Source organism: Pseudomonas sp. EZ-C24, assembly GCF_014525325.1.
In the GTDB taxonomy this organism is placed as follows: Bacteria; Pseudomonadota; Gammaproteobacteria; order Pseudomonadales; family Pseudomonadaceae; genus Aquipseudomonas; species Aquipseudomonas shirazensis.
Genome location: NZ_JACDIU010000020.1, coordinates 4280 through 19899 on the forward strand (window position 1 = coordinate 4280; position 15620 = coordinate 19899).

The following is a 15620-nucleotide window of genomic DNA, read 5'->3' on the forward strand; positions in this document are numbered from 1 at the left end:
GCGGTTCTAAGGAGTACGGTTACGCCGCGTCTCGATGATGTTGGGCAACTGCGAAATCCGCCCGAGCAGACGCCCGAGGGCATCCAGACCGGGGATTTCGATGGTCAGCGACATCAAGGCGGTGTTGTCTTCCTTGTTCGAGCGGGTGTTGACCGCCAGCACGTTGATCTTCTCGTTGAGCAGCACCTGCGACACATCACGCAGCAGGCCTGGGCGGTCGTAGGCGCGGATGATGATGTCGACCGGGTAGGTCAGCACCGGCACCGGGCCCCAACTGACCTGGATGATCCGCTCCGGCTCACGCCCGCTCAGTTGCAGCACCGAGGCGCAGTCCTGGCGGTGAATGGTCACGCCGCGGCCCTGGGTGATATAGCCCACGATCGCCTCGCCGGGCAGCGGCTGGCAGCAGCCGGCCATCTGCGTCAACAGGTTGCCGACACCCTGGATCTGGATATCGGCACGCTTGCCGTTACGCACGCCAGACGGCTTGCGCGGGGTCAGCTCGATCTGCTCGATCCGTTCCGGCTCAAGCAACTGCTGGGCTGCGTTGACCAGATGCGCCAGGCGCAAGTCGCCGGCACCCAGGGCAGCAAACAGGTCTTCGGCGGTTTTCACGTTGGCTTTTTCGGCCAACCGATCGAAATCGACCTGAGGCAGGCCAAGCCTGCTCAGTTCGCGCTCGATCAGGGTCTTGCCGGCGGCGACGTTCTGATCGCGCGCCTGCAGCTTGAACCAATGGACAATCTTCGCCCGTGCACGCGAGGTGGTGACGTAGCCAAGGTTCGAGTTCAGCCAGTCGCGGCTTGGGCTGCCGTGCTTGCTGGTGATGATCTCGACCTGCTCACCGGTCTGCAGGCTGTAGTTGAGCGGCACGATGCGGCCGTTGATCTTGGCGCCACGGCAGTTGTGGCCGATCTCGGTGTGCACGCGGTAGGCGAAGTCAAGCGGTGTCGAGCCCTTGGGCAGGTCGATAGCGTGGCCGTCGGGGGTAAAGATATACACCCGGTCAGGCTCGATATCGACACGCAGCTGCTCGGCCAGGCCGCCGATGTCGCCCAGCTCTTCGTGCCACTCCAGCACCTGGCGCAGCCAAGAGATCTTTTCTTCGTAGTGGTTGGAACTGGCCTTGACGTCGGTGCCCTTGTAACGCCAATGCGCGCAGACGCCGAGCTCGGCTTCTTCGTGCATGCCGTGGGTGCGGATCTGCACCTCGAGCACCTTGCCCTCCGGGCCGATCACTGCGGTGTGCAGGGAGCGGTAGCCGTTTTCCTTGGGGTTGGCGATGTAGTCGTCGAATTCCTTGGGAATGTGCCGCCAGAGGGTGTGGACGATGCCCAGGGCGGTGTAGCAGTCGCGGATCTCCGGGACCAGCACGCGCACGGCGCGCACGTCGTAGATCTGGCTGAACTCCAGGCCTTTGCGCTGCATCTTGCGCCAGATCGAATAGATATGTTTCGCCCGGCCACTGATATCGGCGTTGACGCCGGTGGCCAGCAACTCGTTCTGCAGCTGGTTCATCACATCGTTGATGAAGCGCTCGCGGTCCAGCCGGCGTTCGTGCAGGAGCTTGGCGATCTGTTTGTACTGGTCAGGCTCAAGATAGCGGAAGGACAGGTCCTCCAGCTCCCACTTGATATGCCCGATACCCAGCCGGTGCGCCAGTGGCGCATAGATGTCGAACACCTCGCGGGCCACGCGCAGGCGTTTTTCTTCATCGGCGGCTTTCACCGCACGAATCGCGCAGGTGCGCTCGGCCAGTTTGATCAGGGCGACGCGCACGTCGTCGACCATGGCCACGAGCATCTTGCGAAGGTTTTCGACCTGCGCCTGCGAGCCGAGCACCAGCGACTGGCGCGGGCTCAGGCTGGCACTGATGGCGGCCATGCGCAGCACGCCGTCGATCAGCTTCGACACTACCGGGCCAAAGCGTTGACCGACCTCGGCCAAGGTGACCTTACCTTCACGTACTGCGCGGTAGATCACCGCCGCGACCAGCGAATCCTGGTCGAGTTTGAGATCGGCAAGGATCTCGGCGATCTCCAGGCCGGCCTGGAAACTGGACGTCCCGTCCGCCCAAGAATGCTTGGCCGGGTTGCCCTTCTTCTCGACTTCCTGGGCGAACTCGCAGGCTTCTTTCAGGTTCACCCGATCCAGCGCCGAATCGACGCTCACCACATGATCCAGCCACGCTTCGAGATTGATACTGCCGTCGCTGTTGACCGGCTGGTGCACTCTCACCTGTACCATCTTTGCTTTACCTTTCCATACAGCGCAGCCCGCGGCCGCACTGACAATCACCGTGCGCCTACCATTCCCTGGAAGCCGCACCAAGAGGGCCAGCGTTGGCTAGCCCACTTCGAATAACGCCATGGCTTCGACATGCGCCGTCTGAGGAAACATGTCGAGAATCCCGGCCCTTGATAACCGGTACCCTTGGGCGACCAGCACCTGCGCGTCACGCGCCAGCGTCGCCGGGTTACACGAGACATACACCAGCCGCTTGGCCTTGAGGCGGGCGATGCCTTGCACCACCTCGTAAGCACCGTCGCGCGGTGGGTCCAAGAGTACCGCAGAAAAACCCTCGGCGGCCCATTCGGCACCTGCCAGAGGTTGAGATAAATCGGCCTGAAAAAACGCCGCGTTATGCACATTGTTATCACGGGCATTGGCTGCCGCCCGCTCGACCATCACCTGCACGCCTTCCACTGCCACCACTTCGCGGGCCTGCCTGGCCAACGGCAGGGCAAAGTTGCCCAGGCCGCAGAACAGGTCCAGCACACGCTCGTCAGGCTGCGGTGCGAGCCAGGCCAGGGCCTGCTCAATCATGGCCGTATTGACCTGGGCGTTGACCTGAACAAAATCGCCCGGGCGCCACGCTAGCTGCATCTGCCACGGCTGCAAAGTGAAACCGAGGGTCTGCCCGGCCTCGACCGGCGCAGGCTCGCCCTCCCCTTGCAACCATAGCTGGGCGCCCGCCTCTTTGCAGAAGGCCTGCAGCCGTGCCAGGTCGTCCTCTGGCAACGGCGCCACGTGGCGCAGCAGGACGGCCTCGGCGCTGCCGCTGAACAACTCAACATGGCCCAGCGCCTGCGGTTTGTTCAGGCTGCGCAACACCGTCGGCAAATGCCGCAGGATCGTTTGCAAGGGCTGTACCAGCACCGGGCATTCGTCGATGGCGATGATCGCCTGGCTGGCCTCGGCACGGAAACCGACTTCCAGCTGACGGTTCTTGACGTCCCAGCGCACGGCAATCCGCGCGCGTCGGCGGTAGCCGAATTCAGGCCCGGACAACGGCGCTGCCCATTGCTCTGGCTGGATCCCGGCCACCCGCTGCAATTGCTCGGCGAGCATGCGCTGCTTGAGCGCCAGCTGCTCGGCGTGCGGCAGGTGCTGCAGGTTGCAACCGCCACACCGATCATAGTGCCGGCACGGCGCCGGGCGCCGCTCGGGGCTGGCCTGCAGGACCCGCTCAAGGCGCGCATCGACGATCTTGCCACGGGCACCAAGCACCCGCGCTTCCACCGCTTCGCCGGCCAGGGCGCCGCTGACGAACCAGGTTCGCCCTTCATGAAAACTGATGCCGCGGCCATCACCGGCCAGGCGCTCGATGTCCAGGCGCTGCTTCTTGCCTACGGGAACTTGCGCAGCACGATCGCCGCCGGCCGGCTGGAAACGCAGGCCGCCTTTACTTTTCTTGGTCATCAGGTCGCGTCGAACAGGCCAGTGGAAAGATAGCGATCACCGCGGTCGCAGACGATCGCAACCATCACGGCGTTTTCCACCTGCTGCGACAGGCGCAACATGCCGGCCACCGCACCACCAGAGGACACACCGCAGAAAATGCCCTCTTCCCGGGCAAGGCGGCGGGTGACGTGTTCAGCTTCAGCCTGGGACATGTCGATCACCTGATCAACTCGAGTGGCGTCGAATATCTTTGGCAGATATTCCTCAGGCCAGCGCCGGATGCCGGGAATCGACGAGCCGTCCATGGGCTGCAGACCAACGATCTGCACCGCCGGGTTCTGCTCCTTGAGGTACTGCGAGCAGCCCATGATGGTGCCGGTAGTGCCCATCGAACTGATGAAATGGGTGACGCTGCCCTGGGTCTGCTGCCAGATCTCCGGGCCGGTGCTGGTGTAGTGGGCCAACGGGTTGTCGCCGTTGGCGAACTGATCGAGGATCAACCCGCGGCCTTCGGCCTGAAGCTTTTCGGCCAGATCGCGGGCACCCTCCATGCCCTCTTCCTTGCTCACCAGGATCAACTCGGCGCCATAGGCGGTCATCGCTGCCTTGCGTTCGGCAGTGGAGTTGTCGGGCATGATCAGGATCATCTTGTAGCCCTTGATCGCCGCAGCCATGGCCAGGGCGATGCCGGTGTTACCGGAGGTCGCTTCGATCAGGGTGTCGCCGGGCTTGATCTGGTTGCGCAGTTCGGCGCGGGTGATCATCGACAGTGCCGGGCGGTCCTTGACCGAGCCGGCCGGGTTGTTGCCTTCGAGCTTGAGCAACAAGGTATTGCTGGTCGCACCTGCGAGGCGCTGCAGGCGAACCAGAGGCGTATTGCCGACGCAATCGGCGATGGTTGGGTACTGCAGGGTCATGGTGTCTTTCGCAATCAAAACGACAGGGGCGCCTATCATACCGGCATTCCCTTGCCGGCCATATCACGCAATCTGTGGTCGATATAGCTGTCAGCTATATAGCAGCTGTGCCGGCGCCGATTCGCTCGCTTCGACGTGCGCTGGCAGGCGCATGCACAGGCGCAGGCCGCGTTTGCCGTTCTCGGCCCAAAGCGTCCCGCCCTGGCGTTGAATGGCGCCGCGGGCGATGCTCAGGCCGAGGCCAAAGCCGCCGTCGCCGGGGCGCGAACCGTCCAGCCGCGAAAACGGCGCGAAGATACGCTCCAGATCGTCCTCAGCCACACCGCCGCCCTGGTCTTCCAGCCAGATCCGCCAGTAACTACCCTCACGCCGACCGCCGAGGGTGATCACGCCGTCGCCAGGCGAATGACGAATGGCATTACGCAACAGGTTTTCCACGGCCTGGGCCAAATGGTTGAGGTTGCCCTGCACCCAGCAGGTGGCCGGCAATTCACAGCGCAGACGTGCAGGCTGCCAGGCGCTTTCGTAGCAGGCGTCCTCGGCGAGCATGTCCCACAGCGCCTGCAGCTGGATCGGTTCGAGGTTCATCGGCGCCCGTTCGGCGTCCTGCCAGGCCAGTTGCAGGGTGTCTTCGACCAATTGCTGCATGCAATCGACCTCCCGCGTGACGCGCTCGCGCAGGCGCCCAAGGTCAGCCTCGCCATCGCCGGCCACCCGCAGGCGGCTCAGCGGCGTGCGCATTTCGTGGGACAGGTCGCGCAGCAGTTGTTGCTGCAAGGCCACGGTGCCTTGAAGGCGCTCGGCCATCTGGTCGAAGGCACGCGCCAGCTCACCCAGTTCGTCATGCCGGCCCATGGTGGTCGCGTCCAGCCGCGCCGAGAGCTGATCGGCGCGCCAGGCATTGGCCTGCTCGCGCAGCTGGTTCAACGGCACAATCAGCATGCGGTACAGACCCACGCACAGCAGCAAGGTGAACAGGCCGGGAATCACCCCGTTGATCAGGATCCGCCACAGCCACAGGTACTGGCCCGGATTGAGCCGCGTGGGCAATTCGATGACCAGCATGGCCTGCGCGGCGGGGTCGGCGAACGGCAAGCGCAGCCACGGTTGATCGACACTGCGTCGGCTCATCGGCCAGTCGACCTGGCGCAGGCGGGTCAGGCGTTGGGTCTGCTCGGCCGTCAGCGGGGTACTGCTCAAGCTGTGCAGGTGGCTGTTGATGACGCCGACAAAGCCCTGCTCACGCGCCCGCATGCCTTGCAACCATTGATCGATGCCGGCCTGGCCGCCCTCGTGCCAGGCCTGCTCAGCCTCGACCGCGTAGGCCTGCAGCAGTTGCCGGGCGGGCTTGGAGAGAAATGCATTCTGGGTTTCCATGTAGCGACCCCAGCTGTAGCTCAGGCCGATCATCAACAGGCAAAAGCCCACCAGCAAAATCGCCAGGCGCCAGAACAACGAGTGTCGATCGAGCATGGTTCAGCCCTCGCCGGCGCTGAGCACATAACCTTTGCCCCAAACGGTGACGATCTGCCGCTCGTGGTAACCGACCGCCTTGAGCTTGCGGCGGATCTGGCTGACGTGCATGTCCAGGCTGCGATCGTGGCGGGAGTAACCCCGCTGCAACACTTGCTGATACAGCAGGGGCTTGCTCAGCACCTCGTCCGGACTGCGGTAGAGGGTGTCCAGCAGGCGATATTCGCTGGGGGTCAGGCCGGCCCAGTTGGAGCCGAGGCAAACATCGCTGATAGCGTCATCAAAGCGCAGCTCGCCTGGCTCGACAGGTTGCGGTGCCTGGCGCCGGCGCTCCAGCTCAACCCGGCGCAGGATCGCCTCGATGCGCACCTGCAACTCGGCCATGCTGAAGGGCTTGGGCAGATAGTCATCGGCGCCGCGCTGAAAGCCGGTGATACGGTCCGCTTCAGCGCCCAGGGCCGACATCAGGATCACTGGCGTGGCGCTTTTGCGCCGCAGCTGCGCGAGTGCATCGAGGCCGTTCAGCCCCGGCAGGAGGATATCCATCAGGACCACATCGAACACCTGCCGGCCTGCTGTTTCCAGACCGTCAAGGCCGTTGCGGCACCAGGTCACCTGAAACCCACCGCGCTGCAATTCTTCGTGCAGGTAAGCGCCGAGGACCGGGTCGTCTTCGATGGCGAGAATGTTCGAGTGGTGAATGGCTACGGGATTCATTGGCTTCTGGCATTGATTCTCAATTGCGCGATTATTGGCCAGTAACTCAAGGCTAGGCAACTGGATTACGACCAAACCATTAGCGCCTCCGGCTGCAAGCGCAGCCTGCCAGCCCGCCTGGGGCGCTGAAATGATCGCTTTACGCCCGCAGCCGGAGTAACGTTCGGCAACTATTCCGTCCCGCTCGGCGACGGCCATCAGGCACATCACAGGAGGCGAGTGTGCTCGATCGTTTGGGAATCAGAAGCCGGGTCATGCTGCTGGCGCTGCTGCCGGCTACCTTGATGGCACTGGTGCTGGGCATCTATTTCACCTGGCTGCAACAAAACGAGCTGCGTACCCAGTTGCTCCAGCGCGGCAAGATGATTGCCGAACAACTGGCGCCGCTGGCGGCGCCCGCCCTCGCCCGCCATGCCACTGACCAGCTGGAAAGGATTGCCGGCCAGGCGCTGGAGCAAAGCGACGTGCGCGCGGTGGTGTTCCTGACCCCACAGCGCACCCAGCTGGCCCATGCCGGGCCGAGCATGCTCAACCAGCCGCCCAGCGGCGGCAGCGGCACGCAATTGCTGCAACGCACTGGCAATGACGCCACCCGCTACCTGATGCCGGTGTTCGGCCATCACCGCGACCTGGCCGCTGACGCAGTGCCGGCCGAAGCCGAGCGCCTGCTCGGCTGGGTGGAAATCGAGCTGTCGCATGATGGCACCCTGCTGCGCGGTTACCGCAACCTGTTCACCAGCGTGCTGCTGATTCTCGCCTGCCTGAGCGTGACCGCACTGGTCGCCCTGCGCATGAGCCGCACGATCAACGACCCGATCAGGCGGATCAAGGAGGCGGTCACTCAGCTCAAGGACGGCAACCTCGAAGCGCGCCTGCCGGCCATGGGCAGCCATGAGCTGGACGAGCTGGCGGCCGGCATCAACCGCATGGCCGAGACCCTGCACAGCGCCCATGAAGAACTGCAGCACAGCATCGACCAGGCCACCGAAGACGTGCGCCAGAATCTGGAAACCATCGAAATCCAGAACATCGAGCTGGACATGGCACGCAAGGAAGCCCTCGAGGCCAGCCGGATCAAGTCCGAGTTCCTCGCCAACATGAGCCACGAGATCCGCACCCCGCTCAACGGCATACTCGGCTTTACCCATCTGCTGCAGAAGAGCGAACTGGCGCCGCGTCAGCTGGATTATCTCGGCACCATCGAACAGTCTGCCGACAACCTGCTGGGGATCATCAACGAGATCCTCGATTTCTCCAAGATCGAGGCCGGCAAGCTGGTGCTCGACAGCATCCCGTTCAACCTGCGCGACCTGATCCAGGACACCTTGACCATTCTCGCCCCAGCCGCCCACGCCAAACAGCTCGAGCTGCTCAGCCTGGTCTACCGGGATACGCCGCTGTCGCTGGTCGGTGACCCGCTGCGCTTGAAGCAGATCCTCACCAACCTGGTCAGCAACGCGATCAAGTTCACCCGCGAAGGCACGATCGTCGTGCGGGCGATGCTCGAAGACGAACAGGGTGACCATGTGCAGCTGCGCATCAGCGTGCAGGACAGCGGTATCGGCCTTACCCCGCAGGACGTGCGCACGCTGTTCCAGGCTTTCAGCCAGGCCGACAACTCCTTGTCGCGCCAGCCCGGCGGTACCGGCCTTGGGCTAGTCATCTCCAAGCGCCTGATCGAGCAGATGGGCGGCGAAATCGGCGTCGACAGCGCGCCCGGCGAGGGCTCGCAGTTCTGGATCAGTCTAAATCTGCCCAGGGCCCACGACGATGGCTCGGAACTGCCGCTACAAGCGCTGCTGGGTCGCCGTGCGGCCATCGTCGACGGCCATGAGCTGGCCCGCCAGGCGCTGGAGCACCAGCTGCAGGACTGCGGCTTGAGCGTCAGCGTGTTCGCCTCGTTCGAGCAACTGGTGCAAGGCGTGCAAGCCGCCCATCAGGCCGGGCAACTGTTCGAATTTGCTGTATTCGGCGCCAACCTGAACAACCTCTCACCCGATCTGCTCGGCCAGTACAACCAGCAGCTGGAACGCCTGCAGTGCCTGTGCGTGGTGCTCTGCCCGACCACCGAGCAGGGCTTGTATCATCCCAGCTTGCCCAACCCGCACGGCCAGTTGCTGTCCAAGCCCACCTGCACGCGCAAGCTGCGCCGGCTGCTGCTTGAGCTGATCCAGCCGCGCCGGCAACTGAGCGAAGTGCGTATGCCGGGCAGCCAGCGCATGCCGAAGATCCTCTGCGTCGACGACAACCCAGCCAACCTGCTGCTGGTACAGACCCTGCTCGAGGGCCTCGGCGCAGAAGTGCTGGCGGTCGACAACGGCTATGCGGCGGTCGAGGCGGTGCAGGATGAAGCGTTCGATCTGGTGCTGATGGACGTGCAGATGCCGGGCATGGACGGCCGCGCTTGCACCGAGCAGATCCGCCAGTGGGAAAGCGGCCAGACCTGCAACCCGCTGCCCATCGTCGCCCTTACCGCGCATGCCATGGCCAACGAAAAACGTGCCCTGCTGCACAGCGGCATGGATGACTACCTGACCAAGCCGATCAGCGAGCGCCAGCTGGCCCAGGTGGTGATGAAATGGACCGGCCTCAACCTGGCCCCACCGCAGCAGGAGCAGCCGCTGGAGCGGTTGCCGGAAAGCAGCGAGCTGAAGGTGCTCGACCCCGAAGAAGGCTTGCGCCTGGCAGCCGGCAAGGCTGATCTGGCAGCAGACATGCTGCGCATGTTGCTCGATTCGCTGGAGGCAGATCGCGTAGCCATTCAGGTGGCGCGGGTGGCGGGTGATCGCGAGGCGATGATCGAGCGGGTGCACCGCCTCAATGGCGCCTCGCGCTACTGCGGCGTGCCGCAGTTGCGTGCGGCCTGCCAGCGCAGTGAAACCCTGCTCAAGCAGGACAGCCCGCAGGCCATGCAGGCGCTGGATGAACTCGACCAGGCTATCGAACGGTTAGCCGAGCAGGCTCAGCTGAGCGTGTGACCCGCGCCAGCTACGCTGGCCTGGGTCAATACGCCCCACGCCAGGCTGGCTACACTGCCCTGCTCAGCCGCAAAGGACCTCTGCCATGCGCATTCTCTTGTTCAGCAGCCAGCACTACGACCAGGAAAGCTTCAGCCAGGTATGCCGCGACAGCGACCTGGACCTGGACCTGGACCTGCACTATCAGTCTGCCCGGCTGACCGTCGACACCGCGCCGCTGGCCGATGGCTACGAGGTGGTCTGCGCGTTCATCAACGACGAGCTGCACAGCGACGTGCTGGAGCGCCTGGCAGCCGGCGGCACGCGCCTGATCGCGCTGCGTTCGGCCGGCTACAACCATGTCGACCTGGCCGCAGCCGCGCGCCTGGGCCTGGCTGTGGTGCGGGTCCCGGCTTACTCACCGCACGCGGTGGCCGAGCACGCCGTAGCGCTGATCATGGCCCTCAACCGGCGCCTGCACCGGGCCTACAACCGCACCCGCGAAGGCGACTTCACCCTGCATGGCCTGACCGGCTTCGACCTGCACGGCAAGACCGTCGGGGTGATCGGCACCGGCCAGATCGGCCTGGCCTTCGCCCGGATCATGGCCGGCTTCGGCTGCCAGTTGCTGGCGTATGACCCCTACCCCAACCCGGACATGCTCGCCCTTGGCGCGCGTTATCTGGAGTTGCCCGAGCTGCTGGCCCAGGCGCGCATCGTCAGCCTGCACTGCCCGCTGACCGAGCACACCCGGCACCTGATCAATGCCCAGAGCCTGGCGGCGCTGCACCCAGGCGCCATGCTGATCAATACCGGCCGCGGCGCGCTGGTCGACACTCCGGCCCTGATCGATGCGCTCAAGAGTGGCCAGCTGGGTTATCTGGGCCTGGACGTCTACGAAGAAGAAGCCCAGCTGTTTTTCGAGGACCGCTCCGACCAGCCGCTGCAGGATGACGTACTGGCGCGGCTGCTGACCTTCCCCAATGTGATCATCACCGCCCACCAGGCTTTCCTCACCCATGAGGCGCTGCAGGCGATCGCTAGCACCACCCTGGACAACATCATCTGCTGGGCGGCAGGCAAGCCGCAGAATCTGCTCGCAAGTTGATGCTAGGATACGCGGCATTTCTGGAGGACCCATGGTCGAGCACGATTTCCGCTACACCCTATTCAACCCGCAACACACCCTGATCGAATGCCGCGCGCTGGTGCCGGGGCGCTACCAGGTGACCGGTAACGGTGGTTCGATCCAGAAGGACGATGTCCTGCTGGTGACGCTCAAGGGCAGCAAAGACCTGAGCATGCGCCTGACCGTCGAAAGCGTGCGCCACCTGATCAACCCGAGCGGCCAGTGGGTTGCCGTGGCCAGCGGCCCGGCGTTCAAGGAGCTGGCGATTCTCAACTGGCAGATCAAGTGCGACAGCTGTGAAGCCGTGCTCGACTTCGAATTCGCCGTGGACGCCAAGCTCGGCAGCAAAGGCCACAAGCCAGCCGCCAGCGAGCGCGTAGCGGCATTGGGCTGGGCCAGCAAGGGCGACAAGCATGTGTGCCCACGCTGCCAGGAGAGCGGCCAGTGAAAAACCTGCTGAGCGCGCTGTTGATCGCCGGCAGCTTGCTGGGCTGCGCCTCGCAGCCGTCAGCGCTGCGCCAGGACCAAGGCTATGTGCTGGAGTGGATCGGTGAGCGCCCGCTGATGGATTACAGCAACCTGACCCTGACCTTGGGTGAAGACGGCCGCGCCTATGGCAATGCCGGCTGCAACCACTGGTTTGCGCCGTACACCCTCAAGGGTGACGAGCTCAGCTTCGGCAAGGTCGGCAAGACCCGCAAGCTCTGCGCGCCCGCGCTGATGGAACAGGAGCAGCGCTTCCTGCAGGCGCTGGAGACGGTGCAGCGCTGGGATGTGTCGGCAATCGAGCAGATCCGTTTCTGGCCGGCTGAAGGCAAGCCGCTGCGCTTCTGGCCTGAAGAAAGCTGAGTGTGCTGGCTTGGGCGGGACCGCGCTGGCGGTCCCGCCTGATCGTCAGGCGCCGCCTTTGAGTGCCTTGATCTTGGCCTGCAGCCCATCCAGGGTCTGCTCGCCGAGCAGCTGTTCACGCACCTTGCCCTTGTCGTCGATGATGTAGGTCACCGGCAAGGCTTCGCTGCGCGGCAGCTCGTAGCGCTCGGCCGGGTCCTGGGCGAGCACGGTGAAGTCGATGCCCAGGGTTTGCGAGGCTTGCTTGAGATCGTCGCCCTGCAACCCGTCGTAATTGACCCCGATCACTTTGATGCCATCAGCCTGCCACTGCTTGGCGGCGGCATTCAGTTCGGGGATTTCGGTACGGCATGGGCCACACCACTCTGCCCAGTAATTGAGCACCAGCCACTGCCCCTCGATCTGCTCGGCCTTTACCGTATTGCCGTGCTGGTCCACGCCATAATCGGCACCGCAACCGCCGAGCAACAGGCTTGCAGTGATGGCCAGTGCCGCCGCCAAACGCTTTGCCATGGGTCAATCCTTCTCGAAGTATTTCAAACCTGTAATTCAGCCGCAGCGGTTAGAATAGCCGCCACACCCAGCTGGATGCGACCCGTCATGACTGATCTGACTCTCTATCATAACCCGCGCTGCTCGAAATCCCGCGGCGCCCTCGAGCTGCTCGAAGCACGCGGCCTTGCTCCACACATCGTGCGCTACCTGGAGACGCCACCGGATGCCGCTACCCTGACGGCGCTGCTGGGCAAGCTCGGCATCAGCGCGCGGCAACTGCTGCGCAGCGGTGAAGACGAATACAAAGCCCTTGAGCTGGCCAATCCGGCATTGACCGAAGCACAGCTGATCGCGGCAATGGTTGCCCATCCCAAACTGATCGAACGGCCGATTCTTGTGGCCGGTGACAAGGCTGTGATTGGCCGCCCACCGGAAAAAGTGCTGGAGATCCTGCCGTGAGCGAGCCCTATATCCTGGTGCTGTATTACAGCCGGCACGGCTCCACCAGCGAGATGGCCCGGCACATTGCCCGCGGCGTCGAGATGGCTGGCCTGGAAGCGCGCCTGCGGACCGTGCCGGCGATTTCCACCGAGTGCGAAGCAGTCGCCCCCGATATCCCTGCCAGCGGTGCGCTGTACGCCAGCCTGGATGACCTGCGCCACTGCGCCGGAATTGCCCTCGGCAGCCCGACCCGCTTCGGCAACATGGCGGCGCCGCTGAAGTACTTCCTCGACGGCACCAGCAGCCTGTGGCTGGGTGGTGAACTGGTCGGCAAGCCGGCTGGAGTGTTCACTTCCACCGCCAGCCTGCACGGCGGTCAGGAAACTACCCTGCTGTCGATGATGCTGCCGCTGCTGCACCACGGCATGCTCATCACCGGCCTGCCCTACAGTGAGTCGGCGCTGCTGGAAACCCGCGGTGGTGGTACCCCGTACGGCGCCAGTCATCATGCCGGCGCCGACGGCAAGCGCGAGCTGGACAGCCACGAAATAGCCCTGTGCCGAGCACTCGGGCAACGCCTGGCGAGCACGGCCAAGGCTTTGGGTGGCGCGCGTGGCTAAGCGTGCCAAGCCACTGCCAGCGCTGGCCTGGCTGGCACCGCGGCTGCGCCTTACCCGCGCGCTCAGCCTGGCTTGCCTGGTCGGCCTGATCGCCCTGCTTCTGGTCAATAACCTGTGGTTTGCCAACCTGCATGGGGCGCGGGTCGAGGTGATCCTTGCGGTCGAAGTGATCCCGCTGCTGCTGGTGCTGCCAGGCATGCTGATGGGCAGCGCACGGGCCCATGCGTGGACCTGCTTCGTGGTCAATATCTACTTCATCAAAGGCGTGCTAGCGGCGTTCGACCCAGCGCGGGCGCTATTTGGTTGGATGGAGACCCTGGTGAGCCTGGGCCTGTTCGTCAGCGCACTGCTATACGTGCGCTGGAAGTTTCAGCACGAACGGCGCCTTGTCGGCGAATGCTGATCCGTTTTTTGTAGGAGCGGCCTTGCCGGGGCGCCGGACCGGTCGCGAAAGGCGTGCGCAGCGCGCCCGGCGATTTTGCGGTGCTGCACAAATCCCGGGGCCGCTACGCAGCCCTTTCGCGACCGGTCCGGCGCCCCGGCAAGGCCGCTCCTACAGGGACCGTGTAACGACTGGCTCAATGGTTGACGGTGTGCGCCAGCATCACCGAGAGCTGACAAAGTGGCCGGCCGCTTTCGACATGCCACTGATTGAACACCTCCTGCACCAGCGCACGATCACGCTGGCTGGTCGGCGCCTTGTCGATCACGCCTTGGGCGATCAGCGCGGCTGACATGTCGTCGGTGGGGATAAAGGTATCCTTGCCGACCATGCGCAGAAAGCGCGGTGCCGACAGCCCGCCGAGCTGATTGCCATGCTTGGCCAGGTACTTCCACAGGCCGACGATATCGGTCACCGGCCAGTCGGCGATAAAGCTGGCAAAGCTGCCGTGCTGTTTTTCGATGTCGAGGATCATCTGTGCGTTGCGTGGCACGCTTTTGAGCTTGCCCAAGTGGCGGATGATGCGCGTGTCCTGCATCAGCCGCTCAAGGTGCTCGGCGCCCATCAGCACCACCTTTTCCGGCTCGAAGCCAAAGAACACCTGCTCGAAAGCCGGCCACTTGGCATCTACCAGGCTGTGCTTGAGGCCTGCGCGAAATACCCGCAGCGCCAGGGTCGACAGGTAGCGGTCGTCGCTGATGTCACGCAACTGCGCCGGGGTGCGCGGTTGCGGCAGGAACGCTTCGAGGGCCTTGGCCGAGCCGAAGCGATTCAGGCAGAACTCATGCAGCCACTGATAATCGCGCATGGGTCAGATGTTCACCACATCGAGGAAGCGCGGCGCCGCGGTTTCATCGATTTTCAGGCTGGTGAAATCGAACAGGTTGCGGTCGGCCAGTTGTGACGGCGCCACGTTCTGCATCGCGCGGAAGATGCTCTCGGTGCGGCCTGGGTGCTTGCGCTCCCAGTCGATGAGCATTTCCTTGACCACCTGACGTTGCAGGTTTTCCTGCGAGCCACACAGGTTGCACGGGATGATCGGGAATTCGCGCATGTCCGAGTAGGCCTGGATGTCCTTCTCGCTGCAGTAGGCCAGCGGCCGGATCACTACGTTGCGGCCATCATCGGCACGCAACTTGGGCGGCATGCCCTTGAGCGAGCCGTTGAAAAACATGTTCAGGAAGAAGGTTTCGACCATGTCGTCGCGGTGGTGACCAAGAGCCATCTTGGTCGCGCCGATTTCATCGGCAAAGGTGTACAGCGTGCCGCGGCGCAGGCGCGAGCACAGCGAGCAGGTGGTCTTGCCTTCCGGGATCAGTTCCTTGACCACCGAATAGGTGTCTTTCTCGACGATGTGGTACTCGACGCCCAGGGTCTTCAGGTAGGCCGGCAGAACATGCTCGGGGAAGCCTGGCTGCTTCTGGTCCATGTTCACCGCGACGATCTCGAACTGGATCGGCGCCACCTTCTGCAGGTGCAGCAGAACATCGAGCATGGTGTAGCTGTCCTTGCCGCCGGACAGGCAGACCATGACCTTGTCGCCATCTTCGATCATGTTGTAGTCGGTGATGGCTTCGCCGGCGAGACGACGCAGGCGTTTTTGCAGTTTGTTCTGGTTGACCGAGAGGGTGCCCATAGCGCTTGGAATCCGCGAGGTGTGACAAAAGCCGAACATTTTACGCATAAAGCCGGCGCGGGCGAAGGCTTTCGCGACAATTAACCGCGCCAGGCCGACCAAAGACTGCAACGGAATCAACAACTGCGGCGACAGCGCGATTTGCTCTAAAAAGCGCCTATTGCGCAGGGATGTGCTTCCTATACTGCGACTTAAGGCCATATTACCGCTTGCTTCGGTGCCTGGCCGCGGGCCGCATGTGCTCCATCTGGGGTGCGTCA

Annotated in this window: 15 protein-coding genes; 7 read left to right on the top strand and 8 right to left on the bottom strand. The window is 63.8% G+C overall.

The annotated features are described in order from the left end of the window. Positions 1-6 precede the first annotated feature (6 nt). From relA to IDM28_RS17190, 5 genes are all read right to left on the bottom strand, one after another. Positions 7-2247 carry a GTP diphosphokinase gene (relA, locus tag IDM28_RS17170; RefSeq protein ID WP_101321749.1) on the bottom strand — a complete coding sequence of 747 codons (2241 nt, stop codon included), beginning with the start codon at positions 2245-2247 and terminating at the stop codon, positions 7-9. Positions 2248-2346: 99 nt separating this feature from the next. Next, positions 2347-3702 (bottom strand): 23S rRNA (uracil(1939)-C(5))-methyltransferase RlmD, encoded by a 1356-nt coding sequence (gene rlmD / locus IDM28_RS17175; RefSeq protein ID WP_188036541.1) that lies wholly within the window; start codon positions 3700-3702, stop codon positions 2347-2349. Continuing rightward, on the bottom strand, positions 3702-4601 hold the full coding sequence (cysM, locus tag IDM28_RS17180) for a cysteine synthase CysM (RefSeq protein WP_150573746.1): 900 nt from the start codon (positions 4599-4601) through the stop codon (positions 3702-3704). The genes rlmD and cysM overlap by 1 nt, the downstream gene beginning before the upstream one ends. Positions 4602-4691: 90 nt before the next feature. Then, entirely contained in the window at positions 4692-6074 is a 1383-nt protein-coding gene (locus IDM28_RS17185) for a sensor histidine kinase (RefSeq protein WP_101321751.1), read from the bottom strand. A 3-nt stretch (positions 6075-6077) separates the two neighbouring features. Continuing rightward, positions 6078-6791 (bottom strand): response regulator transcription factor, encoded by a 714-nt coding sequence (locus IDM28_RS17190; RefSeq protein ID WP_101321752.1) that lies wholly within the window; start codon positions 6789-6791, stop codon positions 6078-6080. Positions 6792-7012: 221 nt separating this feature from the next. On the opposite strand from IDM28_RS17190, the gene IDM28_RS17195 reads away from it, so the two are divergent. From IDM28_RS17195 to IDM28_RS17210, 4 genes are all read left to right on the top strand, one after another. Then, positions 7013-9769, top strand: a complete 2757-nt coding sequence (locus IDM28_RS17195) for a response regulator (protein WP_188036542.1) — start codon at positions 7013-7015, stop codon at positions 9767-9769. Positions 9770-9854: 85 nt separating this feature from the next. Continuing rightward, a complete protein-coding gene (locus IDM28_RS17200) occupies positions 9855-10856 on the top strand; it encodes a 2-hydroxyacid dehydrogenase (protein WP_188036543.1) in 1002 nt (333 codons plus the stop codon). Between the two features lie 31 nt (positions 10857-10887). Then, positions 10888-11325: a hypothetical protein gene (locus IDM28_RS17205; RefSeq protein ID WP_188036544.1), complete on the top strand. Its 438-nt coding sequence runs from the start codon at positions 10888-10890 to the stop codon at positions 11323-11325. Next, entirely contained in the window at positions 11322-11726 is a 405-nt protein-coding gene (locus IDM28_RS17210; RefSeq protein ID WP_101321756.1) for an META domain-containing protein, read from the top strand. Before IDM28_RS17205 ends, IDM28_RS17210 begins: the two co-directional genes overlap by 4 nt. Positions 11727-11771: 45 nt before the next feature. Here the strand turns inward: IDM28_RS17210 and IDM28_RS17215 are convergent, their stop codons facing one another. Then, positions 11772-12239: a TlpA disulfide reductase family protein gene (locus IDM28_RS17215; protein WP_101321757.1), complete on the bottom strand. Its 468-nt coding sequence runs from the start codon at positions 12237-12239 to the stop codon at positions 11772-11774. Positions 12240-12326: 87 nt separating this feature from the next. Between IDM28_RS17215 and arsC the strand changes: the two genes are divergently transcribed. The 3 genes from arsC to IDM28_RS17230 are packed head-to-tail and all read left to right on the top strand — an operon-like array spanning position 12327 to position 13685. After that, entirely contained in the window at positions 12327-12680 is a 354-nt protein-coding gene (gene arsC, locus IDM28_RS17220) for an arsenate reductase (glutaredoxin) (protein WP_101321758.1), read from the top strand. After that, complete coding sequence (gene wrbA / locus IDM28_RS17225) at positions 12677-13282, top strand: NAD(P)H:quinone oxidoreductase (protein WP_101321759.1); 606 nt, start codon at positions 12677-12679, stop codon at positions 13280-13282. Before arsC ends, wrbA begins: the two co-directional genes overlap by 4 nt. Continuing rightward, positions 13275-13685, top strand: coding sequence for a DUF2069 domain-containing protein (locus IDM28_RS17230; RefSeq protein ID WP_150573741.1), 411 nt, complete (start codon positions 13275-13277; stop codon positions 13683-13685). Before wrbA ends, IDM28_RS17230 begins: the two co-directional genes overlap by 8 nt. A 175-nt stretch (positions 13686-13860) precedes the next feature. On the opposite strand, the gene IDM28_RS17235 is transcribed toward IDM28_RS17230, so the two are convergent. Both IDM28_RS17235 and ttcA read right to left on the bottom strand, forming a co-directional pair. Next, positions 13861-14532 (bottom strand): DNA-3-methyladenine glycosylase I, encoded by a 672-nt coding sequence (locus IDM28_RS17235; RefSeq protein WP_188036545.1) that lies wholly within the window; start codon positions 14530-14532, stop codon positions 13861-13863. 3 nt (positions 14533-14535) lie between these two features. Next, positions 14536-15360: a tRNA 2-thiocytidine(32) synthetase TtcA gene (ttcA, locus tag IDM28_RS17240; protein WP_101321761.1), complete on the bottom strand. Its 825-nt coding sequence runs from the start codon at positions 15358-15360 to the stop codon at positions 14536-14538. Positions 15361-15620: the final 260 nt, after the last annotated feature.